General features: G+C 66.2%; 27 protein-coding genes. 10 read left to right on the top strand and 17 right to left on the bottom strand.

From position 1 onward, the window contains the following. The first annotated feature begins 161 nt into the window (after positions 1-161). From ONR57_RS23000 to ONR57_RS22965, 8 genes are all read left to right on the top strand, one after another. Positions 162-431: a hypothetical protein gene (locus ONR57_RS23000; protein ID WP_265126030.1), complete on the top strand. Its 270-nt coding sequence runs from the start codon at positions 162-164 to the stop codon at positions 429-431. A gap of 80 nt (positions 432-511) precedes the next feature. Then, positions 512-703: a hypothetical protein gene (locus ONR57_RS22995; protein WP_265126029.1), complete on the top strand. Its 192-nt coding sequence runs from the start codon at positions 512-514 to the stop codon at positions 701-703. Positions 704-757: 54 nt separating this feature from the next. Further along, positions 758-988 (top strand): hypothetical protein, encoded by a 231-nt coding sequence (locus tag ONR57_RS22990; protein WP_265126028.1) that lies wholly within the window; start codon positions 758-760, stop codon positions 986-988. Continuing rightward, entirely contained in the window at positions 970-1,179 is a 210-nt protein-coding gene (locus tag ONR57_RS22985; RefSeq protein ID WP_265126027.1) for a hypothetical protein, read from the top strand. The genes ONR57_RS22990 and ONR57_RS22985 overlap by 19 nt, the downstream gene beginning before the upstream one ends. Continuing rightward, positions 1,176-1,412, top strand: a complete 237-nt coding sequence (locus ONR57_RS22980) for a hypothetical protein (protein WP_265126026.1) — start codon at positions 1,176-1,178, stop codon at positions 1,410-1,412. Before ONR57_RS22985 ends, ONR57_RS22980 begins: the two co-directional genes overlap by 4 nt. After that, positions 1,409-1,612: a hypothetical protein gene (locus ONR57_RS22975; RefSeq protein WP_265126025.1), complete on the top strand. Its 204-nt coding sequence runs from the start codon at positions 1,409-1,411 to the stop codon at positions 1,610-1,612. The genes ONR57_RS22980 and ONR57_RS22975 overlap by 4 nt, the downstream gene beginning before the upstream one ends. Then, positions 1,609-1,779 carry a hypothetical protein gene (locus ONR57_RS22970; protein WP_265126024.1) on the top strand — a complete coding sequence of 57 codons (171 nt, stop codon included), beginning with the start codon at positions 1,609-1,611 and terminating at the stop codon, positions 1,777-1,779. Before ONR57_RS22975 ends, ONR57_RS22970 begins: the two co-directional genes overlap by 4 nt. 81 nt (positions 1,780-1,860) lie before the next feature. Further along, entirely contained in the window at positions 1,861-2,298 is a 438-nt protein-coding gene (locus ONR57_RS22965; protein WP_265126023.1) for a hypothetical protein, read from the top strand. On the opposite strand, the gene ONR57_RS22960 is transcribed toward ONR57_RS22965, so the two are convergent. Further along, the gene (locus ONR57_RS22960) at positions 2,280-2,774 is read right to left on the bottom strand and encodes a hypothetical protein (protein WP_265126022.1); all 495 of its coding nucleotides are present in this window, start codon (positions 2,772-2,774) and stop codon (positions 2,280-2,282) included. The genes ONR57_RS22965 and ONR57_RS22960 overlap by 19 nt on opposite strands. Continuing rightward, positions 2,774-3,175 carry a hypothetical protein gene (locus tag ONR57_RS22955; RefSeq protein WP_265126021.1) on the bottom strand — a complete coding sequence of 134 codons (402 nt, stop codon included), beginning with the start codon at positions 3,173-3,175 and terminating at the stop codon, positions 2,774-2,776. Before ONR57_RS22955 ends, ONR57_RS22960 begins: the two co-directional genes overlap by 1 nt. A gap of 319 nt (positions 3,176-3,494) precedes the next feature. On the opposite strand from ONR57_RS22955, the gene mobF reads away from it, so the two are divergent. Beyond that, positions 3,495-7,946 (top strand): MobF family relaxase, encoded by a 4,452-nt coding sequence (gene mobF, locus ONR57_RS22950; RefSeq protein ID WP_265126032.1) that lies wholly within the window; start codon positions 3,495-3,497, stop codon positions 7,944-7,946. A gap of 25 nt (positions 7,947-7,971) precedes the next feature. After that, positions 7,972-8,799, top strand: a complete 828-nt coding sequence (locus tag ONR57_RS22945; protein WP_265126020.1) for a hypothetical protein — start codon at positions 7,972-7,974, stop codon at positions 8,797-8,799. Between the two features lie 176 nt (positions 8,800-8,975). On the opposite strand, the gene ONR57_RS22940 is transcribed toward ONR57_RS22945, so the two are convergent. From ONR57_RS22940 to ONR57_RS22870, 15 genes are all read right to left on the bottom strand, one after another. Beyond that, positions 8,976-10,745, bottom strand: a complete 1,770-nt coding sequence (locus ONR57_RS22940) for a hypothetical protein (RefSeq protein WP_265126019.1) — start codon at positions 10,743-10,745, stop codon at positions 8,976-8,978. A gap of 143 nt (positions 10,746-10,888) precedes the next feature. After that, a complete protein-coding gene (locus ONR57_RS22935) occupies positions 10,889-11,257 on the bottom strand; it encodes a helix-turn-helix domain-containing protein (protein ID WP_265126018.1) in 369 nt (122 codons plus the stop codon). Then, positions 11,250-11,642, bottom strand: coding sequence for a hypothetical protein (locus tag ONR57_RS22930; RefSeq protein WP_265126017.1), 393 nt, complete (start codon positions 11,640-11,642; stop codon positions 11,250-11,252). The genes ONR57_RS22935 and ONR57_RS22930 overlap by 8 nt, the downstream gene beginning before the upstream one ends. 439 nt (positions 11,643-12,081) lie before the next feature. Beyond that, on the bottom strand, positions 12,082-12,543 hold the full coding sequence (locus ONR57_RS22925) for a DUF4913 domain-containing protein (RefSeq protein WP_265126016.1): 462 nt from the start codon (positions 12,541-12,543) through the stop codon (positions 12,082-12,084). A gap of 6 nt (positions 12,544-12,549) precedes the next feature. Continuing rightward, positions 12,550-14,478 (bottom strand): type IV secretory system conjugative DNA transfer family protein, encoded by a 1,929-nt coding sequence (locus ONR57_RS22920; protein WP_265126015.1) that lies wholly within the window; start codon positions 14,476-14,478, stop codon positions 12,550-12,552. 16 nt (positions 14,479-14,494) lie between these two features. Continuing rightward, positions 14,495-15,037, bottom strand: coding sequence for a hypothetical protein (locus ONR57_RS22915; RefSeq protein ID WP_265126014.1), 543 nt, complete (start codon positions 15,035-15,037; stop codon positions 14,495-14,497). 78 nt (positions 15,038-15,115) lie between these two features. Then, positions 15,116-16,795, bottom strand: coding sequence for a peptidoglycan DD-metalloendopeptidase family protein (locus tag ONR57_RS22910; RefSeq protein ID WP_374116518.1), 1,680 nt, complete (start codon positions 16,793-16,795; stop codon positions 15,116-15,118). Beyond that, a complete protein-coding gene (locus ONR57_RS22905) occupies positions 16,783-17,079 on the bottom strand; it encodes a hypothetical protein (protein ID WP_265126012.1) in 297 nt (98 codons plus the stop codon). The genes ONR57_RS22910 and ONR57_RS22905 overlap by 13 nt, the downstream gene beginning before the upstream one ends. Next, the gene (locus ONR57_RS22900) at positions 17,076-18,890 is read right to left on the bottom strand and encodes an ATP-binding protein (protein ID WP_265126011.1); all 1,815 of its coding nucleotides are present in this window, start codon (positions 18,888-18,890) and stop codon (positions 17,076-17,078) included. The genes ONR57_RS22905 and ONR57_RS22900 overlap by 4 nt, the downstream gene beginning before the upstream one ends. 20 nt (positions 18,891-18,910) lie before the next feature. Continuing rightward, on the bottom strand, positions 18,911-20,398 hold the full coding sequence (locus ONR57_RS22895) for an SCO6880 family protein (RefSeq protein ID WP_265126010.1): 1,488 nt from the start codon (positions 20,396-20,398) through the stop codon (positions 18,911-18,913). Further along, positions 20,395-21,951, bottom strand: a complete 1,557-nt coding sequence (locus ONR57_RS22890; protein ID WP_265126009.1) for a hypothetical protein — start codon at positions 21,949-21,951, stop codon at positions 20,395-20,397. Before ONR57_RS22890 ends, ONR57_RS22895 begins: the two co-directional genes overlap by 4 nt. Beyond that, a complete protein-coding gene (locus tag ONR57_RS22885) occupies positions 21,942-22,796 on the bottom strand; it encodes a hypothetical protein (RefSeq protein ID WP_265126008.1) in 855 nt (284 codons plus the stop codon). Before ONR57_RS22885 ends, ONR57_RS22890 begins: the two co-directional genes overlap by 10 nt. Continuing rightward, positions 22,793-23,407 (bottom strand): hypothetical protein, encoded by a 615-nt coding sequence (locus ONR57_RS22880; RefSeq protein ID WP_265126007.1) that lies wholly within the window; start codon positions 23,405-23,407, stop codon positions 22,793-22,795. The genes ONR57_RS22885 and ONR57_RS22880 overlap by 4 nt, the downstream gene beginning before the upstream one ends. After that, positions 23,404-23,811, bottom strand: coding sequence for a hypothetical protein (locus ONR57_RS22875; RefSeq protein ID WP_265126006.1), 408 nt, complete (start codon positions 23,809-23,811; stop codon positions 23,404-23,406). Before ONR57_RS22875 ends, ONR57_RS22880 begins: the two co-directional genes overlap by 4 nt. Beyond that, on the bottom strand, positions 23,808-24,095 hold the full coding sequence (locus ONR57_RS22870; protein ID WP_374116519.1) for a hypothetical protein: 288 nt from the start codon (positions 24,093-24,095) through the stop codon (positions 23,808-23,810). The genes ONR57_RS22875 and ONR57_RS22870 overlap by 4 nt, the downstream gene beginning before the upstream one ends. Positions 24,096-24,107: the final 12 nt, after the last annotated feature.

Raw genomic sequence — 24,107 nt, 5'->3', positions numbered from 1 at the left:
GCCCGCCCTCGGGCTGCGCGGACCCGTCGCCCTGATCCGGGACGCAATGACCCGCGAGCAAGCCGAGCGCATCGCCGCGCAGGTCCGCAAAGACCTCGCACCCTCAGCCGCCTAACACACCACTCGATCACCGAATCGCACGACAGAGAAGGAACCCCGAAATGATCGCGACACTTATCACTACAGAGGGCGTGTACCAGCGCCTTTCAGATGGCAGCGCTGACACCCTGCATGAGCACCTCGGGGCAGCGTTCGACATGGTGACTCTCACCGGCACTACCGATATGTGGGTTAGCGACGACGGGCTGCACGCCAGCACCCTGAACCCTGAGGCCACCAGAATCGCACGTCAGGCCGGAATTGAACTCGACGTTTACGGCAACGCCATCGTCATCACCGCGCCACGATCGAATTACGCGCTCGCGCACTAACAGACAGCCCCGTACCAGGATTGCCCCCCGGTACGGGACCCACCCCCGCGGAAACACTCACGAAACCGGAAGGGCATCCCATGTCTATCACAGCCACACTCGACCAGATACAGGCTCAGCTAGAAGACGTCACCCGCGCGAACCCGCGCATCGACTACGAGTTCCTCGCGTGCGTGTTCGTTGATCTCTACGGCCCCCGGCCAGTGACGAAAATGCGCGCCGACCTGATCAGTGAACTCGCCGCCGCGTTCGAGGGAACCCGCACCCACTAACCACGCCCCGCGGTGCCAGGCGCGCTGTCCCCGGCACCGCGGGAACGGAGAAACATGATGCAGCTCGATCTGTTCGGCACCGTCGAGAAACGCGAAAGCCACCACACCGCATGGCTCGCCCGCGTTCACACCGCAGACGGGTGGCGGTGCCCGCACTGCGCAGCGATCGAGCCCAGCGACTTCACTCTCGGCATCAACCACGGGTACTGGGAGCACACCAGCGACCCCGCCATCCCGGCCTGTACCCGGCGAAAGAAGGACTCACCATGCGCACGTACCGAGTGATCGACAAACCCACAATCCGGCGCACCAAGTTCTGGACTGGCGCCCACGTGCACTACGGCTTTTGGACCGTCAGCGTGCTCGTGCAGTTCACCGGCCACCCCGATGTGACCATGCTCGGTGGCGAGCACGACACCTGGCGAGGCGCCATCAGCGAAGCCCGAGACCTGATCACACAGGGGACCCCGGCATGACCGGTAGTGACACGTCATTGTTCCCGGACTGTGTGCTGCCCGGATGCACCCGCCCCGTCACTCAGTTCGGTGACGCCTGCACGGCATGCGTCACCGCGTTCGGACCGATGCTGCGCCCCGACGGCACTCCCGTCACCGAAGCCGAGATCCGCGACCGTGACAGCACCACCCGCGCGATCTACGCCTACCGCGCGATGATCGCAGCGACTCAGCTGCGAAAGCGAACCCCATGAAGACCTACAGCGTGACCGTCACCGAAACACAAACCATCTGCTTCACCGTCGGCGCCGCGACACCGGAAGAAGCCGGACACCGCGCACTCGAACTCGCCGAACACCACGACCATCACGGTGGCATCTACAGCGGATTCACCCGCGAGGCACACGTGCATCCCCGATACGAGCAGACAACACCGGAAAGGAACAAGCGATGAACACCTACAGCGTGCGCGTGCACGAAACCTTCATCCACACCTTCACCATCCGCGCCGAGACAGCGGAGGAAGCCGAAGAGATCGCCACCGAAAGCGCCACCGGCGACGACTGGACCGGCGCCACACTTGATGTGTGCGAACGCGACGCTACCGCGACACGGCGTTAGTGTGACCGCGGGATTGACGCCGGGGACCATCGAGGTCCCCGGCCTCACAGCGCGCACTCTGGCAGGAAGGAACACTTACCCGTGCGAGGCTGGATACGCCGCATCCAGGACATCAGACTGCTCAGCAGCGAACTCAGCGCCGAGAAGCTCACCGCCGTCGCAGGCACCATACACTGTGACACGTGGGTGCGTGAATTCGCGCGACTGCAACATGTCCGGGACACGAAATCACCGATCTGGCACTGCCACATCACCCCAGAGACCGGGACGCTCACTCACCGCCAGTGCACCATGCTCGCGGAGCTGATGGAACGCACACAGCGCTACACCGGATGGCTGTGGATCGCGCTGACCGACGGCGCTAGCGTCCATCTCATCGTCTGCCGTGTCCGCGCAGACGGGACACTGTGGCGACCCGAACACGCCACCTGGCGGCTGCGCGACGTCATCACGATGATGCACGCGAACAAACGCCAGCCACACCATACGGGCACAGAACCTCAGAACAGCATCGGGTGATCGGTGCCGTGCAGAGCGTCCCGCAGCCGCGCCGCATCCCACCCGCCGCGCACCGCATCGCGCACCGCGCGTGAGCGCAGCGCCCGGTCCTCACCCGTTCGGGGCAGCCACCGGTTCCACCGTCCGCGCACCCGGCCCTTCTCCGCCATATCGCGCGAGTTCTCACGCGGTGTGCCTGCCACGACGTGCGCGCCCGCGCGCACACACAGCGGTACGTCACACAGATGCAGGCTCACCCACTCCACCGGCAGCGGTGCACCGCCGTTCGCCAGAATGAGCGCGTAACGGTGCGGGCGCACCGCGCGCTGACGCCCGTCGCGTTTGATCCAGAACCGCCCGTACCCGTCATCACCGATCGCACCAATCCATACCCAGCAGTCATCGACGCCGGGACCGCGAACCACCGAAGACCAGAACCGCGACACCTCCCGGGCGTCGCGGTCCGTATCCACTTCCAGCGGCCGCGGCGCTGCCATCAGGCCGCGCTCTCCGCCGCGGACCCCGCACCCGATCCCGCCGCGTCCGCGGCGCTGTTCTTCTTCGCGCTGCGCGTCGTGCCCAGCACAGCCCGCACATCCTTGGTGGACAGACCTGTCAGATCAGCGATCGACCCGATCGTTTCCTCATTACGCTGCAGCGCCTCCAGCGCCGCTCGCTTCGACTCCGCAAGCCGGGACTTCTTGTCCTCGGCGCGAGCCCGAACTTTGGCGATCTCCCGCTCGATCTCATCGTCAATCTGAGACTCCGTCTCGACCGACTCGAAAAACGAATCGAGCGCCTCAGCGTTTTCCCGGTCCCGGCGCCGCCGTTCGGCGAGCGCTTCCTGAGTCCGCTTGCGCGCCTGCGACCGAGCGGAAACCTTCACGTTTGATGTCATGCACAGCATCATACGAACGAACAGTGACAGGGGCGCGTCACACCCTCGCCGACAAACATGGCGATCCCCGGAGACGGAAAACCTAACGCAACCAAAACCCGCGCTCACGCCGGAGCGTGTTGCGAAACACCATAACAAGCCCGCGCACCGACCGCCCCGGCAACACCGTCACCAGCACTCCAACTTCCAGCCAGCAGCCCCCTAAGTCCGGCACGCGATCTATGCCAGTCAGTACTATGACGGCAGTCACTCACAACGCACACACCTCTGGCTGAAATTCAGACTTTAGGGGGAACTGCCCGTAAGATCACGTCGCGTGATGACCGTGCATGTCCTCCACGCGGGCGACGGATACAGCTACCTGAGCCGTTCCGTCGCCACGCAGGACGTGCAGCGCGAGGCAGGCCAATCCCTCGCGAGCTACTACCACGCCAACGGGACACCACCGGGCCGGTGGGCCGGGGCCGGGCTACGCTCGCTCGCCGACTACAACGGGCAGCGCCGCGACGAGAGAGTAGTGTCCGGCACGGTCACCGAGGCGCAAATGCGGGCGCTGTTCGGAGAGGGACTGCACCCCAACACCGACACCATCACCACGGCAGTGCATGCCAACGCCGCGACGCGGCGCGCTCAGCAGCGCGCCGCACGGGAAGAAGTCCGGCAGACCAGGCTGGGCAGGAAGTTCCCCGCGTTTAAGAACGACTCCGTGCTGCGGGACACACTCGAAGCCGCGGACCGCGCGTTCGCCGAAGACAACGGGCGCGCCCCAAGCAAGGACGAGCGCCAGCAACTCCACAGCGAAGCAGCGCTCCCTGTTTTCGAGAAGCACCACGGCCGCGCGCCTGCCAGCAGTATGGAGCTGTCCTCCTGGATTACTGCGGAAGCGGCGAAGAAGAAGCGCTACCCGGTGGCGGGTTTCGACCTGACGTTCACGCCAGCGAAATCCGTCAGCGTGCTGTGGGCCCTCGGTGATGAGACAACGCGCCGCGCGGTCGAGAAGGCACACCACGACGCGGTCGCTGACGCGATCGGGTTCCTGGAAGACAACGCCGCGTTCACCCGGCGCGGGGACCGCAGCGAGCGGCAGATCAATACCACCGGACTGATCATCGCCGCCTACGATCACTACGACACCCGGGCGGGTGATCCTAACTTGCACACCCACTGCGCTGTGTCAGTCAAGGTACAAGGCGTGGACGGGACGTGGTCCGCGCTCGACACCCGCGCGGTGTTCAAACACGGCGTCGCCGCATCGCAGCGGTACAACGCCGCCGTGATCGACAACCTCAGACGATCACTGGGCATCACCACGGTCGAGCGCGTCACCGCGCGCGGCAAGCAGCCGGTGATCGAAGTCGCCGGGATAGATGAGCGGCTGTGCCAGTCATGGTCGACACGCTCGCAGATGATCAAGAACCGCCGTGATGAGCTCGTGCGTGACTACCGCCGCCAGCACGGCTACTCCCCCGACCGGGAAACCGAGTTCCGGCTCCTGCAGCAGGCGAACCTGGAAACCCGGCAGGGCAAAAACGAAGCCAAATCCCTCGCCCAGCACCAGCAGCAGTGGCGCCGCCAGGCGGCCGCCATCCTCGGCGGCGAGCCCAGCGTAGAAGCGATGCTTCACCGGGCGCTGCGGCCCGAAGAGAACCTGGGCGCGAGGGACTTCCACGGTGTGGATGCGGAGGCCGCGCTCACCATCGCCGCTGTGTCGGAGAAACGCGCCACCTGGGCGCGGCCCCACATTGAAGGTGCCGTGGAAGCGCAACTCGCCAGCGTCGCCTTCCCCACCTCCGGGCAGCGCCGCGCCATGATCGACGCGGTCGTCGCGCGCGCTCTCTCCCGCGAATCCGTCACCCTCGAACCACCCGAAACAGTCCCAGTGCCAGACGCGCTGCGCCGCGCTGACGGAAGCTCGCAACTCACCCGCCACGGCGAACAACTGCACACCAGCACTGCGGTCCTCGATGCCGAAGCCCGCCTCATCGACGCGTGTGGTGAACCCACCACCGCGTTCACCACACGCGCGCACCTGGCGCACGCCATCGACGCGATGGACCGGACACCGAACCCGGGCCAGCGTGCCCTCGCGGAACACTTCTGTCTCTCCGGTGCACGCGTCGCTGTCGCTACCGGAGCCGCAGGCGCGGGGAAAACCACCGCCATGAAAGCCGTCGTGGACGCGTGGAAAGCCAGCGGCCGCGACGTCATCGCGCTCGCGCCCTCAGCAGCCGCCGCCACCAAACTCGGTGAAGAAATCGGCACCGACACCAGCACCGTCGCCTCGCTCACCTACCCGTGGCGCGGCCGGATCGACAACGTCGCTGCGGGCACACTGAGCCGCGACATCACACCTGAAACGATGCTGCTCGTCGACGAAGCCGCAATGACCTCACTGCATGACCTCGACGCGCTGCGCGACATCGCCGAGCGAACAGGTGCCGTTGTGCGGCTGCTCGGCGACCCAGCCCAGCTCGACGCGGTCGAGACCAGCGGCACCCTGCGCTTGCTCGCCAGCCACACCCGCGCCCCGCAACTGACCACCGTGGTTCGCTTCGGTGACGACCAGCAGCAAGCGGTGAATTCGCTCGCCCTGCGGTCCGGGAAGCCTGAAGCCATCAGCCTGTTCGAACAACGAGGCTGGCTGCACGGCGGCGACCGGGACAGCCTCCTTGACGAAGTTGTGCACGCGCACCTGCGCGACACTCAGCGCGGCCTGACCTCCATCGTCATGACCGACACCGTCGCGCTGACACGGGAACTCAACGAACGCATCCAGGCCCATCACCGCGAACACCGCACCACCGACACCAGCCACACCGTCACCCTGGCCGATGAACTCGACGCAGGCCGCGGCGATCGCATCGTCACCCGCGACAACGACCGCGATCTGCGCACCAAAGGCGGTACCCGTCCCGGCTCCCGCGTTCTCAACGGTGACCTCTGGACTGTCGAGCACGTACACAGCGACGGAGCACTGACCGTGCGTCACACCGAGCATCGCGGCTCGGTCACCCTCCCCGCCGGATACGTGCGCCAATCCGTCGAGCTTGGCTATGCCTCGACCGTGCACCGCGCGCAGGGCCTCACCGTCGACACCGGGCATTACCTCACCGTCCCCGGCAGCGCGTCACGCCAGTCCGCCTACGTCGGGCTCACCCGCGGCCGCGGCGAGAACCACGCATGGGTCATCACCGACGAGCCGCTCGATGTCGACACCGAGGGCCAGCACATCCGCAACGCCCCCGACAACCGGCTCCCCCAGCAAGCCCCGCTTTCCCCCGAAACAGAAGGGCTGCGGCGCATCCTCGCCGCGGACGCCGCCGAACTCTCCGCCACCGAACAGCTCCGCGCTGCGCTGCACGAAGCCGACAACCCCGAACGGGCGCTCGACGCCTACACCACCGCACAGGGCATGCTGCGCGACGCATACCTCGAGCACCTCATCGACACCGCAATGCCGTCCGCGATCGCCGCGACCATGCGCGAGGAATCACCGGAAAGCTACACGCGCCTGAAGGCCCGCCTCGCCGAACTCCACGACGCAGGCATCAACCCTGCAGGCGCACTGGCCGACGCCATCCACGCCCGCGGTCTCGAGACCGCCGATGACATCGCCGCGGTGATACGCCACCGACTTGACACCACCACCACCGTCACCGCGCCAGCCGGCCAGACCGGACTGGTGCCGCTGCCGCCACGTCACCCCGGCACCGACATCGGGCTGGCCGAATACGCCGCCATCATGCGCCGCCGCTACCACCGGCTCACCACCGACCACAACACCGCTGAAATCCGCGAACTCTACGACGCGATCCGCGCGCACCGTGAGCGCCGCTACAGCGACACCGAACTTCACGCCGAAATCGCGAAACCACCCGCCCCGTTCCCCGCGGCACTCGCGGCGCAAGCGCACCAGCACACCGCTGACGCGCACAAAGCCGCCGCCCTCGTTGAGGAACTCACCCAGCGCCAGCACCAATGGCAGCGCTACGACGACGCCGAAGCCCAGAGCGGGCCCGCGCTCGAACACGCCACCCAGATCCGCCGGCAGATCACGGAGCTGCAGCGCCAGCGCGACCAGCTCGGCAGACTCGCCCGCCGCCAGCGTGACACCCTCGACACCCAGATCGAACACCTCACAAGCGAATACGATGCGGCCCGCCGCCGTGCTGAACAGCTCCACACGGCCGCGGCCCGGCTCACCCCCGATCGGCCGCGACCCACACCCGGCATGCTCGACCGTGCCCGCCGCGACCGCGATCAGCACGCGGAATTCGCACGCACCGCCAGCGACACCCTGCGCAGCAGACAACACGACTGGACCGTGCAGCAACAACAGCGCAAACAGCGTCTGCACCAAGAGCTGCAGCGCCGCAGCACCCTCACCCCCGAGCAGCGACAGCGCGAGGACATCGTCCGATCGCAGTTACGGCAGCAGCACGCCACCGCGCAGGCACGCAATGCCGCAGCCGCTTACGCTCATTACGACACAGGAAGTCTGCGCCTCGCACTCACCGAGACGAACCGCAAGATCACCGAAGCCCGGCGCCAGCTCGATCCCCACAGTCAGCAGCCAGCAGACACCACCATCGAGCAACAGCAAGACCTGCAGCGCCAGCTCGCAGCCGCACAACAGCGAGCACAGCTGATGAAAGCAGAACTCGACGCCCGCCGCCGAGACCCCGCACGCGGGCCGCAACCAACACCCAGAACGCCTCGCGCGCAAGACAACTACCGTGGCCCGGATCGCGGACACGGTATCGACGACTAGACCCACCACCAGGGAAGGAACCATCGTGGCTGACACGACACGCAGACAGCGGCGCACCCTGCTGCGCCGCCGCGGCCGCACCGCCGCCGCCGACCACACGGCAAGCGCGGAAAGGAAGATCAGCGCGGTCACACGCTTCGTTGACAACGTCGAGCAACGGCGCGCGGCAGGCCAGCACACACCACAGCCCCGGCCCACTGAAGACATCACCCGCCAGCTCACCCTCCAGCAGCGCGCAGCCGCCCAAGCGCTCGCGGCCGCAGCCGCCGCCCGGCACCTGCACGGCAGCGAAGCCGAAAAAGCACGCGACTACGCCGCGATCGCGGCCGAGAACGAACGCCGCCTCACCGAAGAACACGAACGCGCCCGCCAGCACGCCCAGGCCGAACAACAGCGCGAACGAAACGACCGCACCATCTTCGAAGCCGCAGCCGCGCTCGCCGCCGTCTACACCGCCGCCAAGCTCATCCCCCACACCTCACACGAACTCGATGAGCAAGCACGAGCCGCGTTCACCGGCCACGCGGCAGAACCCACCGCGCCCACCAGCTCCGCGACGAACAGCGCCAGCCTCACCACCGTGGCCCTGGCCGGGGCAGCGCTGCACCACACCCGACAAACCATGGGACAAGTCGCAGGCGACGACCACGTCGAGCCACCCATGACAGACGGAGCAAACCCCGGCCAGATCCCCCACGAAATCATCGACGCCCTCACAGCAGCCAAACTCGGCCACCCACGCACCCCGGCCGAAATGCTCCACAACCACCCGCAACAGGACGCTGACACCGGGCCTGCACTCGACGCGAGCACCGTATTGGGTCTCAGCACCGACTACAGTGCGGAGATCTAGAGGAATCTGTGACCTCATTTTCGGGGCTTGGCATCACATTCTGACCTGTGACCTGCGTTCGGCGCCTAGCTCAACATACCGGAGTGGTGCCTGATCGAGACCACCCTTGCAGTAAGAATGACGCCCTTCTGAATGAGGGCTTAGTGCCTCTTCCCCTTCGTGTTGACTGGTTTACCTCAGCGGGCCCGGAAGGCCACCCCGGGGTCAACCGGCCGCGTTAGAACTCGGTAGTCATACTCGCTGCGGGGCACCAGCGTGCTGCGAACCTTGGCGCCATTCACCGGTCTGACCAGAATGTGATCATCGGCCACCTCGACAGCTTCGACTTGATCGCACACCGAGCGCACAGTGATGTCTAGCTCGTGGGTGGCGCCGTCGTAGACCAGAACTAGGGGCTGGAAAACCACGAGGGCAGCTATCCCGGTGAGAGGCATAGCCGGGCTCACAACGCGAAGGTTCTCCCAGCTGTGTTCGATCGTTCCGGTGAGCGCCATCTGGGCCGCCGATTCGATCGTGTGCGCTTCTTTGCCCGTCAGGTAGTGCGGCATTCGGAGCTGCCGGTGGCTGAATCGCTGGAGGACCATCAGGTTCACAGCTACGTCAGTCCACTGTTGCGCGGAATGCAGAACGTGTGGTCTCGCCGGTGGCCGCGTGGATTCGACCAACGCCGGTCCGTTTGGGATCGTGAGGCATACGTAGAAGTCACCCGACCAGAGTTTTTGGGCAAAGACCAGCTCTTGCAGGACACGGTGCGGCAGTTTGTCGCCGATCGGCACCGCCCACGCACTGATCGTCATGGGGTCATCACTACGTCCGACCAATAGTTCCATCTCGATGGCTTCACCGCGGGCCCGGAACGCGCGTCCGCGTGCGCCCTCGGTGGTCACAATCGGCCCTAGCTCGAGCACTGCGTCGTCGTCCCCACCCTCGCTCTCTGCACGATCGTCTTGGGCGGCGAAGGGATCGTTGGTGGTGCAGTGTAGCGCTAACGTCTCCCACGGGCTGGGGACAGTCACGTCGGCTAGGCGCACCATGCCAGGGGCCAGTTCAGGAACCGCACCCGGCGGACCATGCGCCTCGACGACGACCGCATCGACAGCTTCAGTGGGCGCGATGCCGTACTTGAAGTACCGCTCCAGTTCTTCGGCGTCCGCCGGTTCATCAGCAGATATCTCCATCCGCACGCTGATGGGATCGAACGCCGCTGCGGCTGCGGAAATCGGTGTTACCGAAATCTCGACGTAGTAGTCCGAGCTGACGCGCCTGTAGGTGGTGACTCCGACTGAACTGCTGCTCGAACTCCAGTTCTTTTCCTCGCGCATTCGCGCGAGATTCGAGGCTGAAATCAGATTGAGCCGATAGGTGTAGAAGGGACTGAGGTCGTCGAGCGTGTTCTGCAGCTGGAGGTATCGGTTAGTGACAGCGTCGAGGCGACTGTCACCGGTGCTGTCCTCTAGTTCGGTCCCGTTCAGGGTGAGCGAAGCGATCATCTTCTCGAGGCGCTCAGCGCCCGAGCCGAAGAAGTACTCGACCAGACGTGGATTATCGGCAGCCCAACCGTTCAGATGCGCGCGACCACGCCACTCACACGGAAACCCAGCGTCCTTCGTAAGGTCGCGAAACCACTTCTCCCGCTCGTGCGTTGGGTCCCAGGGCATGACGAGATACCAGCCAGTGATGGTGTTCTCCGCACCGAACTCGGCGTTGACACGGTCCCACGATTTTTCGACCTTCGATGCCTGTCCACCATCGAGAGCAGTCGAGTACTTCTTGACTTGGTAGACGTCAAAGCCACCCCCAGTGGGCACCTTGATATCGACACCCTGATCGCCCTGCGATGGGGTAATGCGCGTGCCGCTAGGGAACTTCAGAAGCAGTAGAGCAGCAACGAAGTTTTCCACTGCGTCCCCGGAACACTGCGGACTGCCCCACGGCACTTCCGTCACGCCCGACCACCGCCCACACGTACGGACCGACCTCGGCCGACGACCGCGATGTCGTAACCCGGTGGACATCCGATCACACGCAGGATGTTACCGGCATCGCTACCGCCCACGTCGATCCGTACTACTCGACCGGAGAGCATTACTCATGCCTTGCTGGTGAAGGTGTCGAGGTCGAGGGACACCTCGACACCGTCTTTCTCGACCACGATGCGTGGGTGTTGCGCGCCGGTGGCGGTCAGATACTCGCGCAGCGTCGAAAGCAGCAGGTCGTGCCGGTGTTCGATCTTCGACACCGCGGCCTGTGCGACACCGAGGGCGGCCGCCACGTCGGTCTGGGTCATCTGGCCGGCCTTGCGAATCTCGGCCAGGGTCTGCACGTAGAGCCGGTCGACCGCTGCGGTCGCCGCGCGCACCTGCTCGACCTGCTCGGCGATCGCCGGGTTGGCCGCCAGCTGCGCGATCCGCTCGTTGCCACGCCGAAACGACTGGCGCTCCTTGGGCTGGTCAGTCATCGCCTCCACCACCTTCTGTTTCGAAAATCCACTGCTGGATCGCCACGTCAGCTCGAGGACCGACGCTGTTGTAGAACACATCACCCATGCGGGCCTTGTCCGCGGCGAACAGCGCGACCACCACCGTGTCGCTGTCAGGCGGGAACCAGCAGATCAACCGCACTGCCACACCCTCATCGAACGGATGCGCGGTCCGCCAGACCGGGAATCGGCCCGACTGGCGGACCCGCTTGAGACCGGGCGTCTCGACCGACGGCGGCGCCGACAAGGCCGCCAGATCTGCCAGCGCCGCCACCACATGCGCCAGTACCCGTGTCGACTGCACGTCACCACCGGTGGCCTTGGCCTCCAGTCGGTCGAGGTAGTCGAAGAACTCCTCAGGCATATCGACAATCACACCTAAAGTATTCCCTTCATAGAATATTCCGTCAAGAGACTATGCATCATTGCATCCCCACGCTCCACAGCGATCGCTAGCACACCGAGACGAGTGTGGGGTAAGTACCGCACCTGCGGTGAAGGCCGCGTCACCTCGTGGACCGTCAAGTCGACTTCAGACGAGGGCTGGTGGTCGGCCGACATCGAACGCATCTCGGCGGCCTCGGAAGCAGCGCACCGGTCGCCTGCTCGACGGCCACCCCGGCGCCGTACACGGAGACGGTCACGCATCGCTGCGCGCCCGTACACCCACCCCAGCCGTCACGCATCCGCTGTCTACTGCCTGGCGTGTCGAACCAAGATCAGATCCACCGTTATTCAAAGTCCTTCCCGGGCCCCTCGCGGGGACGGGGCCTTCTTCGACTCATCCAGCCCAGTGAGTCAGTTCAGATAATGATCGAGAGTACGTGTGGTGGTACTGGGTGTGCGGGTAGGCGGGGGTGTCCGAGGAATTCGCCGTTGCGGGTGGCGTCGGACATGGGGCCGGTTTCGGGGTCGAGGATGACGCGCAGGTGGGGTTCGAGGTGGTTGATCCACCAGGAGGACATGGCGGTCATGTCGTCGGAGGCGCGGGCGGCTTCCCATGCTTGGTGCAGGGCGGTGAGGCGGGCGACGACTTCTGGGTAGTGCCACCAGCGGGCGTCCCAGGAGAGGCCGGATCCGGCTCCGTCGACGATTTTGCGGCGGATGAGTTTGAGGAAGTAGCCGTGGACCCAGTCCACGACGGTGGGGAACTGGGGGACGAACTCACGCTCGTCACTGCTCGTGTCCTCGGCGCGGGTTTGGTGGTGGTGAGCGGGTGGTTCGGGGTCGGTGAACTCGTTGCTGAACACGTCGTCGTCGAACATGTGCGGTCAGGCTTTCTGGGAGTGGTCGAAGAATCGTGAGGTGGCGAGTGCCTCGTACTCGCTGTCTACAGCGGGCGGTGCGGTTTGCGGGCGCTGGTGTGGTTTCGGCGGGATTAGTGCGTTCGTGTCGGCGGTCTGTTTGGAGGCGGTGACGGCGTGTTTGTGTGTGCTGTCGAACCAGAAGTCTTTCTTGACGAGCAGGGGTTTTGACCCGCCGATTTTCACGATCGCGCGGGTGTGCGGGAGCGCTTCAAGGTCGGAGACGTCCATGATGCGTTCGCGCTGCCAGGATCGCTGTGAGGACCCTCCGGCGCCGTTGCGGAGACTGGTTGATACGGACATGGATTCGGTTTCGACGTAGTGGTCGCCGATCGAGGCGGCGAGGTCGCCGAGGTATTTTTTGTCGTCGACGTTGCCGCCGTACCAGGTGAGGTTCGCGGCGTCGCTGAGTAGTTTCGCTCCTGCCTCGCCCCACACGTCGACGGCTTGTGACGGTGATTGGAGGATGGTGATCGCGTTGATGCCTTGTGACCCGAAGTAGCTGTACCACTTCGGCAGTTCGCGCAGACGGCAGACGTTTGCGGCTTCGTCGAGCACGGCGAGCAGCGGCAGTGGCATGCGTTTGTTGGGCTGGGTGCGGCCGTAGCGTTTCGCTTCGATGAAGACCGCGCCGATCAGGGCGGTGCCGATGGCGGCGGCGCTGCCGGGTCCTTCCTCGGAGAGCGCGTAGATGGTGTCGGTGCTTCTGACGAATCGGGCGATGTTGAGTTCGGGCAGGTTGTGGATGTGGTCACCGTCGGCGACGGTGACTTTGCCGTTTTCGTTGAGGCTGATTGTTGTGCGCTGGTTGGGAACCACCGCGGTGGCGAAGCGCGGCTCGTCCAGTGGTGTCAGGTAGCGGCGGGCCATGCCGTAGAAGCCGTCGCGCTGGCGGGAGTTGATGCGCTGGCGGGCTCGCATGGATTCGGCGAGGTCGTGGTAGCCGTTTTCGTCGAGGATGGCCGGCGCGACTTGGGACTGGGTGTTGCGCAGCCAGGAGGTCACGTGCAGCAGGTCCCCTCCGGCCATGGCCGCGGCGAGGATGTAGGCGCCGAAGAGGTCGCGGGATTCGGGGTCGAAGTAGGCGTCGGGGCGGGAGCCGGGCTCGATCGCGGCGGAGACGAAGCAGTCCATGACGTGTTTGGCGGCAGGCAGGTCCCGCACACCGCGCAGCGGATTGAACCAGAACAGGGCGCGCTGCTGCGGGTTCCCGGTGACGACGCCCTGCAGGTCGAGCAGCCACACGGTGCCGTGCTGGCGGCGTATGCCCTGGGTATCGGTGAAGATGTCGGGCTTGTTCGAGGTGGCGATCACCGCGCCGGGGGCGGCCAGGATCGCGGGCACACATAAACCGGCTGTTTTACCCATGCGGGTACCGGCGTAGGCGAGCGCTACCCATTCCCACATCATCCGCAGGACACGGTTGGCGACGACGGTGGTGCCCACAGGCACGCCGAGGAAGCCGGGGTGGTTCTCCGGGACGTTGGGGGCGAGTTTCCGGGTTGTCGCGGCCTGGAACCGGGGGTCGGTTTCGGGCACGTCGTGCGGATTGATCATGGAGGTCCGGGCTAGACTGTCGAGTCGTTTCTCCACCCGGCGGCGCCGCATTTTCTCCGCTATCCCGGTGTGTTTGGCGATCACCGCCGCGGCAACGAGCAGACCGAGTATCGCGAGCCCGAACGCGGCGAGGTAGCCGGTCGCGGCCGCAGGCCATGAGGTTTTGCCGAGGAACAGCAGCACGATCAGCCCGAGCGGGTTCCAGTCAGCTTCTCCCCCGCCGAGCTTGTATGCCGTGCTCATGACGCAGAGCGCGGCGATAACGGCGAGCACGATCAGAAACATCTTGGTGCTGGCGGTGCCGGTGCCGGGCCGGTCGCGGCGAACTCGAGACGCCATAGTGCTGGGGTTCCTTTCAGCTGTGGAAGCGGTAGCTGGTCAGGCGCCAGCCGTCACTGGTTTCGGTCAGCGTGGTGCGCCATGTCTCTGGGGTGAGCGGAGTTGACTGCCCGGAGGTGTGCAGCACCGTCTGGGTGCACTGCACATCGACCACTACGGTGCGGGCACCGTCGGGTATCGCGACACCGTCAGTGGCGGTGTCGCAGCGCGCGGTCACCACATCGCTGGACTGTTTCCACGCTTCCCAGTGCGGGTCCGGGCGCAGCGCGCTGTCCGGGTCTGGTGTGAGCGCGGCATCGAGCAGTTCCCCGCTGAGCCACTGCTGCGCGCGGCGCAGCGCATCGGTTTTGCTGGCGTCGGTGGCTGGCTGCCACGACAGGATGGTCTGCATCGCGGCCCTGGCGACCGGCTGCGGTGACGCCTCAACGGGGCTGATCTCCGCGTGCGCGTCCGTGCCTTCCGGGATCGGGCCGTCAGCGGGTTCAGAGCGCCCGCACGCCGCGGTGACCGCGATGAGCCCGATCAGGACCGCGGCCTGGCCCCGGTGCTTTCTGCGCATCCCTCTCCCCTTCCTTGTCTGGTAGCGCAAGCTAGCTTGCTTAGCTAGCGTGGTAGCGCTTGTGTGGTTGCTAGCGCGTCATTGCTGGTTCATTGCCCGGTACTTTGGTTCCGCGGCGAGGATTTTGTCTGCGTATGGCCGTGTTTCGGTGGTGTACTGCCCGCCTGAGGGGAATCCCCCGGCGGAGAGGACAGCACCTTCTCCGGCGTTGTAGCCCGCGAGGTACAGCTCGGCTGCCCCGTTCGGGGCGCGGACGCGGCCGTCCGTGATCGCGGCGTCGATGGTTTGTGCGATGTGGCACATGTAGCGGCCCTGTGCCATCACTGAGTCCGGGATGGCGTTGACGTTGCCGGAGCCGGGCGGGCCGGTGGGGTTGCCGTTGTCGTCGACGGTGCGGCCCCAGCTTGCCCAGGTGGTTGGGATGAACTGTGCGGGTCCCTGCGCGGCCGCGGAGGAGACGGCGTGGGTGCGGAATCCGCTTTCCGCCTCGATCTGCGCGGCAAGCAGGGACGGCCTGATCTCGGGGCACAGTGATCCGGCGCGGGTGATCCATGGCGCGAATTCAGGTGGTACTGATCCGTCGGCGAGGTGGTCCCCGAGCCCGTCACCGCTGATGACGCAGTCGATCGGGGCCATCGGGTCGTAGCTTCCGGTGCGTCCGGGAGCGTGTCCCCAGTCCATCGCCGTGTCGTCGAACCCGCCGCCGCGGACGGTGACGTGCACGTGGTCGAAATGGTTTTGGGTGGGCGAGCCGCGGTCTTGCATCAGGGAGGGCGCCTGGCCGGGTTTGATGTACATTTGCCGCCAGATCACGTAGTCCACGCCAAAGAAGTCAGCGTTGGACAGGACATAGTCGGTGACCTCGTCACCGAGCGCGACGCCAGCGCCGGAGGAGTAGTTCGGGATCATGACGTCGATGGCCTGACCGCTGGGGTGATCTGGGAAGGGGTCGGCGGGGCGCCACCCGCCGATCGTGTCGATCCGGTCGCCGAATTTGGCGTGGACGGCGCGCATCAGCCGTGTGGTGTTGACCTGAAGGTTCGCTTCCGAACCGACTGAGGCGGGGACGGGGCGGGAGAGATCACCGAGTGGTGTGACCGCTGCGGCCGGGCTGGGGCTGGTCCCGGTATCGGTGGCGAGCTGGCTGAGCTCACCGCGGCGGTCGAGTTGTTCACCGGGCGCTGGTGCTGCCATGTATTGCGGGTGGGGGTCGACGGCGGTGCCGCCGTGCCCGCCCTGCCAGATTTCGAAGTGCAGGTGCGGGCCGGTGGTGATGCCGCGGTTGCCCATCGTGGCGATCTGCTGGCCTGCCCGGACCTTCTGGCCGTCCTGCACGGAGAACGTGTCGATGTGCCCGTACACGGTGGAGACGAGCTGGCCGCCGAGGTGGTGGTCGAGCACGACCCACAGCCCGAATCCTTGCGCGCTGCCTGCGTGGCGCACGACGCCGTCCGCGGCGGCGTAGATGGGTGTGCCGACCGGGCCTGCGAGGTCGATGCCCTGGTGCATCGTTCCCCAGCGCATCCCGAATCCTGAGGTGAACACGACGTCCTCGGGTTTCACGGGTTTGATGAACGATCCCGGTGGCGCGATGAGGTCACCCCCGCTGCCGGGAAACATGCGGCTGCCGGGAAGGCAGTCGGTGGCGGTGCGGTCTTCTTCGTCCTGGAACACGGTCGCGAAGAGGATGAACAGCAGCAGCGGGATGAGCGCGAGCGTGCCCAGCGCCACCAGGTTGCGGCTGTTCACTGAAGCCACCTCGTTTCCGGCTGCTGCTGCAGGCGGCGGTTGAGGTGCAGTGCTGCTTCGAGGCGGGCGCGCAGGTCGATCACTTCGTCCCACGCGGCTCTGGGCCGCCGTCCGGAGCGGTTCACCCAGGTGCGGACGGCCTGCTCGGACACGTCGATCTGTTCAGCTACCGCCCGGCATGCGGCGGTGAACGAGGTGCCGCGCTGGATTTGCGCGACTACCGTGTCCACCGCTGCTTGTTTGGTGTCGTCATCGGTGAGGCGATACCGGCGCTTCGGTTTGTCCGTGCTCACCGCGCCAGCACCGCCTCTGCTGCCTGGGCGGCGTGTTCTTTTTCTTTGTTCGCCGCGTTGAGGCGCACATCGGTGTCGTGAATCCCGGAGGCCCGCTCCGAGGGCGTCATCCAGGTTTTGAATGGGATGCCGGGGCGGCGGCCTTCACCGAGTTTGAGCAGGAAGTGACCGGTGCCAGCGGCGGTGATCTTCGCGGCACCATCGCTGTCGTTGTGCTGGCGTTTCGCGGCCTTCTGATCAACGAGCCGGTTCTGGTCTGCTTCGTCGCTCCAGCCGATCACCATTTCTTTTTCCCGGCCGGAGAAGGACAGCACCTTCGCGAGCCGCTCTACCTCGCCGCGCGGGACGGGCCCGATGATCCGGGCGCGGGAACGTTCGACGAAGCCGAGCGCCCCGGCTTCTTCCATTTCCGCGATGCTGTGGGTGACCGCGGTGATCGCCACGCCGTATACGCGCTGCAGCCGCTGCACGGCGTCGATCCGCCCGACCATCATGGGGCCGACTTTGATGACCTGCCACAGCTCGTCCATCACCACGTGAAACGCAAGATGGGGGCCGAGTCCGCAGTCAGCGAGCACGTGGGCGGCCTCGATCGTGGCGAACGCTTCTGACCATCCCGACAGCAGCGCGGCCGCGCGCATCGTTTCATCTCCGGGAGGGATAGAGGACATGTCGAGGCAGATTGACGGCATGTCCACGTTCAGCCGCACGGTGTCGGTGCCGTTGAAAACTTCACCGAAGCGGCCCTTCACCAGGGCGCGCAGTGACCGCAGCAGTGGTTTCACCTGCGCCCGGTACTCCTCGGCGGTGTCGGCCACGGCGTCGGCGAGCAGCTCGTCATGCCCGGTGGTCACGAGTTCGATCAGGTCCGACACCACCGCGGGCCGGTCCGGGGCGAATCCCTGCCCGCCGTCTGCTGCTGCTGTGTACAGCAGCCGGATCGCGGAGGCGAGCAGTGTCTGCTCGTAATCCTCGAGCGGGCGGCGGCGCACAATCTCGAGCAGCCCGGCCACCACGTTCACCTGCCGGGCAGCGAGCGCGAACTCGGTTTGCCGGATACGCAGCTGCCGTTGCGCGCGGTCCTGGGCGCTGAGCTGTGGCAGTGACTGGCGCAGCTTTACCAGCGCCTCACCGATAGGGCCCGGGGCGAGCGGGTTAATCGACCCGATCCCGTAGCCGACTGGCAGCACCTCACCGCCAACCTTCTCGGTCAGCACCTTGCCGTCTGGTTTCACATCCCCTGGCCAGATGACACGCACGCCAGCGGCGATGTCACCGAGCGTGATCCGGCGCAGCAGCGTGGACTTGCCGAAACCGTTCAGCGCGATGATGAAGCAGCTCGGCGCTGTCATCGCTTTCAGCTTCCATGCGTTAAGCGGGTCAAAGCACACCGGAGCCCCGGTGGCGAGGTGATGACCCAGGGGTGTGCCGAGAATCGGGGAATCCGCGCCCACTGACCAGGGGAACAGGCCCGCGACCTGCACTGTGGTGCCCCGGTATTCCACCGGGGGCACCACTGTGGCCTGCCGCCCGCCGCCCGGTCCCGCGAAGCCGCGCTCATCGAGGGCCCGGATGTCGCGGTCTGAGGTATCGGCGCGTGATTTCTCCAGCCGTGCTGCCATCGCGCGGCGGCGGTGCTGGCGCAGAACTTGCAGCTCCAGCCACTGCTTCTTGAGCCCGGTGGCTTCATGCGCCCGCGCTTCCAGCGCTTTTAAGTCCGCATCGGAGAGGAAAGCGATCGTGCTGGCGGGGGAACTCCCCGTGCTCGTGGTGCGGGCCTGGGCCCGCTTCGGCTTCTTCAGTGTCGTCATGGCTGCGCCCGCTGCCTTTCTCAGCCCGCGAGGAATTTCGGGATGGTGGAGTGCTCTGGGGGGATCACACCCACGCCGAGTGACGCCGCGAATGCTGGCGCTTGCCAGCAGAAGCTGCGGCGCACCGCGAGGGAGCATTGTTTCGACAGGTCCCGCACGATCTCATCCACGCGCGGCACGTCGGCGTCCTCGTGCGGCTGGGTGACCGTGATCAGAATCCCGAAGCGCGTCAGGCCGTGACCGCGGGCTTTCTCGATACGTGCCTGCTCGGTGGACGCGACATCGAGCTCAGCCTGCGCCGATGCGATACCTCGTGCCGCGGACCGGGCGGTGAGCGCGTCCTTGTAGTCCTTGTCCACGAGTTCGGCGGCATCACCGGCTGAGTGGGGCCGGTAGATAATCGCGACGCGCTTGATCGGCAGCCGTGAGTCAGGCTGCAGCAGCTGATACAGCACATCCTCGGTCACCGCGTCCCTGGGTGCTTCGCGCATCTCCCATGTCACCGACACGGCACCGTCGTGCAGCAGCCGGTCACGCTCTTCGATCTGGGTGCGCGGCCCCGCATCGGCCCATTCCAGACCGGTGCCTGCCTCCGAGTACAGGCCCGTCTCGATGTCAGCGAGCGCGCCGGGCTCATACGAGCGCCGCACGAACGCGGCGATGTCTTCGGCAGGCATCGGTGTGCACGGCACTCCCGCGCGGGCGGCCATCCCGGTCAGCCCGCCCAGCCGGCGCCCGATCTCGACCGCCTGCTCCAGAGGATCGGCGCGGCGCTCTTCTGTCTGCGCGACAAACGTCACCGCTATCCGCGCGGTCAGCCGCACCCCGCCGCTGGTCAGCCCGGTGGCAAGCTCATACATCGACTCCCGCGCCAGCTCCGGGGCGTCGAAACGCACGTTCGCGGCGACTGTTTCGTACAGCTCGATCCCGGTGTCGGGCAGTGTCTCGACAATCGCGACGATCGCGGCGATATCACCGTCACTGCCCGCTGCGGAGAGCACCCGCGACCATTGACCGACAGCGTTGTCGATCGTTGCCTGATCGAATGCTTCCGCGCCCTGCGGGAACGCCTCCAGCACTATCGTCGACAGGTGCTTGCCGGGCATGTGGATCATGCCGAATCGCCGGTTCTGATCGTCGACCCCCTCGATGAGTTCGGTATCGGCGAGCACACCGGGAAGCCGGTAGCGGCCGCCGGGAACCCGGGAGAACGGACCGGACGAATAAACGTGCTCGCCGCGTCGGCCAGCCCGCCAGAATTGCCAGCGCATCAGTAACCTTTCGTAACCTGAGCGGCCGTCGTGCACCATGACCAGCGGCGCTATCGCGATCGCGGAAAGCAGCACGCCCGCCAGCGTGACGAGGAAACCGAAAATCAGACCTGCCAGAAACCAGAAAACGAACGCGGCGAGCACCACCATCGTGGTGCCGAAGGTCGCGCCCCACACACCCGCCGAGCGGGGCTTGCGCCAGCCGCCGTACGTCAGAAAAGCCGGTGCCTCACTCACCGCCGGAAACCTCCCGTGTTAGGCCGCGGCATCCGCGCCCCTGTCGCCGCATACGCGCGAGACACCGGCTGAGAACGCTGACCACGGCCGCTCTGGGTTTGCGCGGCACCCGGCGGTGCGGCGGCGTTGCCGCGCACCCGGCTGCCGCCATCACGGCCGCCGGACGGGCTGGCACCCGGCCGGGGGCCACCACCGGCGAGGCTGCCGCTCCAGCTGCCGCTGCCGCGACCGAAACCAGCCGGGGCGCCTCCCCCACCGCCACCGCTGCTGCCCGGTGGCGGTGACGGTGCACCACCGCCACCGGGACCGCCTTTACCGCCGCCCAAACCACCACCCGCGCCGCGGCCAGCCGCCATCGCGGCCGAGCCGCCCTTCGTTGCGGCCAGCTTCCCCACCGCGGCACCAGCCGCGACCACACCCGCAGCCGCGGCCAGGCCGCTGCCGCCGCCACCGAGCGCCGACAGCGCCGGGACGATCAGTCTCATCAGCGCGGGCAGCACCAGCGCCACCGACGCCAGCAGAATCGCCCCCACCACAGCGGTAAACGGTCCCCCCGCATCCTCATTTGAGGGAGCCGATCGCATAAACAGCAGCGCGGCCACACCGATCACAAACGCCCCGACCGGCTTAATCAGCAGAAACGCGATGATCCAGGCGATCAGTTTGTCGAACGCCTGGCTGCCCACCCGTGTCCCGCCAGCTGCGCCCGCGATCGGCAGTGCTGCCGCCGCCAGGACCAGCACACCGCTGCGGAAAATCATCACCAGCAGCATTGCGATTCCGCCGAGAATCCCGATGAACCCGATCACGAACAAAATCGCGGTACCGCCCGGGTACAAAGCGATGTTGACCATCGCTTCCACGAGCGCTTTCGGGTCACTGCCCACTGTTCCCTCGATGAACCACCGGGCAAGCCCATCAGTCATCCGCATCGCGGCGGTGATCACCGCAGTCGTCACTCCCGCGGCCAGCGTGGCGCGGACCATCTGCTTAAAACCTTCTTCACCCACGTCGCGCAGCGCGCCAGACCGGGCCAGGGCCAGCCGCCCGCCCAGCACAATCAGTGACAGCGCAAGACACGCCAGCTGCACCTTGTAGGTGTAATCGGCGATCTCGGAGAGCACGTTGCGAAACGTCTGCTCTTCCATCTCGGGAACGTGAATCCACAAGCCGATGCCCCACTCGAGAAACATCGCGCCCGCCTCACCGAACGACAGCGCCATATCCTCGAACGCCCCGCCTGCCGCCCGCTTGGCGACCTCCCCGGCGCCCTCCAGCGCCCGGCTGCCCGCGGTACCGACACTTTCCAGACAGTTCGAGCCGATAGTGTTCTCAACACCGAGCTGTTCTAGACCGTTGCTGAGGGTGCTCAGCCCCATGTTCACGCTAGGGATGCAGGTGACGAGCCCGGCGAGTGCCTCAGGACCGGATTGACCGCCCTCGGGTGCCTCCTCGGTGTCTTGCGCGAGAGCCGCGGCCGCGCTGCCGAGCAGCAGTGCCATCGTGAGCAGGACTATCCCCGTGATCCGGCGCAGCCCGGTGGTCACCACCACTGGGACCACCCTTCGAACGAGTCCGCCCAGCCATCACCGAAGGTTTCGGGGCCGCGGATTTTCACGATCCAGCCGGTCCCGTCCCGCCAGACCAGGTCCATCCAGCCGATCAGGTTGCCCGTTTCCCCATTCGGTGCTGTGAGGCGCAGACCGAAATACACCCGGCTGAGGTCGTCGTGGTACTCCACCCGCACAAACTCCGGCGCACCCTGGGTGCGCCCATCTCTGGCGGCCCCTTCACCGCCCTGCGCGTTGAGCATCACAACTTGCTGCAGCAAACCTTCCTCGTCGTCGACCAGGCCCGCCTCTTTCATGAGGCTGATCCGGTCGTTGCCTCCGCCGAGGAACGCGAGGTAGTGCGCTGCGGCCAGTCCCGCGCCCTGAGAGGTACGGGAAAAGCCGGTGGCGATGCCGTTGCCGGTGAAGCCTGTCGGGCCGTCCGTGGTGCTGAACGGGAGCACCAGGTTGCCGTGTACCACCTGCAGCACGATGCCGCCGGGCGCCTCCGACGCGGCCCGGCCTGACGGAGCAGTCACCTGGGTCAGCAGGGCACCACGCTCGTCGGCGGGCGTGTAGACCGGGCGTCCCAGCTCGTCAAAGAACGGATCGCCGGTGAACCGTGGCGCGGGCTGGCGCTGCCCGGGTTCTCCGGTAGTGGCAGGCCCAGGCGATGCGAGGGGCTCATCCCCGCCGTTGAGAATGATCCAGATACTGACGATCGCTCCCATGACCACGATCACCGTGACCACCGCGATCGCGATCGTCACTTTCGCTGCCACCGGCTCGGCCGCTTGCTGCGGGTGCTCTTGCGCCTCGTCGCGTTTCTTGCTGCCGCGCCTCATCATTCGTCCTCTGCTTTCAGGCGTACGGTGTCGTCAGGGATCGCGGCGAGCGCTAAGGCGGCCCGGTCTTCACCGGGCGCTGGCAGGTCGAGCTGCCAGTCCTGCCCGTTCCAGACCACGACGACGCGGTTCGCGCCGAGTGAGTCATCGGGGTATTTCTGCACCACGTTCACCTCAGCGCGATCGGGCTCATATGAGCGCCACTGGTAGCCGATGATGTCCGGGGCGACGTCAGCATCAACCCGCTCTGACACGGAAACCAGCGCCCGGTGCGCGGCGTACAGGTCGCGCCCTGCACCCGGCGCGGCCACTGTGGACAAGATCTTCGGCCACTGGGAATCCACGGCGGTCGACACCTGCACCGATTGCGTGATGGCGGCTAGGGCCGCACCCTGCGGAGTGTGCGTGAACCCGGTGAATGGCTCGTACGGGCCGCTGGATGGGCCGTCGTCCGCACCGAGTGGCACCTCGATCCCCTGCACGTCACGCCACTGTGCGATCACGGGAGCGACACCGAGAGCCTGCACCTGCGGTTCGGGGTCACTGTCCGGTGCCGAGCTGCACGCGGCGACGCTCATGCACACAGCCGCCACAGCGATCAGGCGTGCCTTCACCGGCCACTCCCCCCATCACCGTCTCCCGCGCCGCTGGTGCCGCCGCGGCCGTATGTGTCGCTGATCTGGTTCACCAGGCACTGCCGCTCACCCTCACCCGCGGTGTGCTGGCACTTGCCCGCCGGGGCGGTGGCTTGCGGGCCGTAGGCCGACGTCAGCAGCAGAGTCGCTATCGGCAGCGCCGCTGACGCTGCGATGATCCAGCCCGCCAAAGCGGCAATGAGCTCCGCAGTGGTGGGCGTTTCCACGCCGGGATTATGGCGGCGGTCCCAGGCCCAGCGGCCGCCCACGAAGATGACCTTCGCGACAGCTGCCGCGCCGACAAGGCCTGCTGCCCAGCCCAGCAGCATGTTGATATCGCGGACCACTGAATCAGGCAGCTCCGCCGCCGCGAGGAGCATCATGCGACGACGGCGTTGAGAATCTGGTTGGCCGAGTACGCGACAACCGCACCCACGAGCGCCCAGACCATCCCCTGGCCCGCTTCACCGCGGCCGGTCATGTACTTTTCCCAGGCGAACTTGCCGCCGCCGTAAATCAGCGCAGCAACACACGCGAGCACCACCGCCCACAGCAGCCAGTTCACGATCCGGATGAACCCGTTCGCTCCGGGAGGCATCTCCGGCACAATGTTGAACTCCAGGGCGAGGTGGCTCACCGCCGCGGCCTGAGCAGCCGTTTCGATAATCAATGTGGTTTC

This window comes from Hoyosella sp. YIM 151337 (assembly GCF_026041215.1).
Classification (GTDB): domain Bacteria; phylum Actinomycetota; class Actinomycetes; order Mycobacteriales; family Mycobacteriaceae; genus Hoyosella.
The sequence above is the reverse complement of the archived record's forward strand: the minus strand, read 5'-3'. Positions and strand labels throughout refer to the sequence as shown.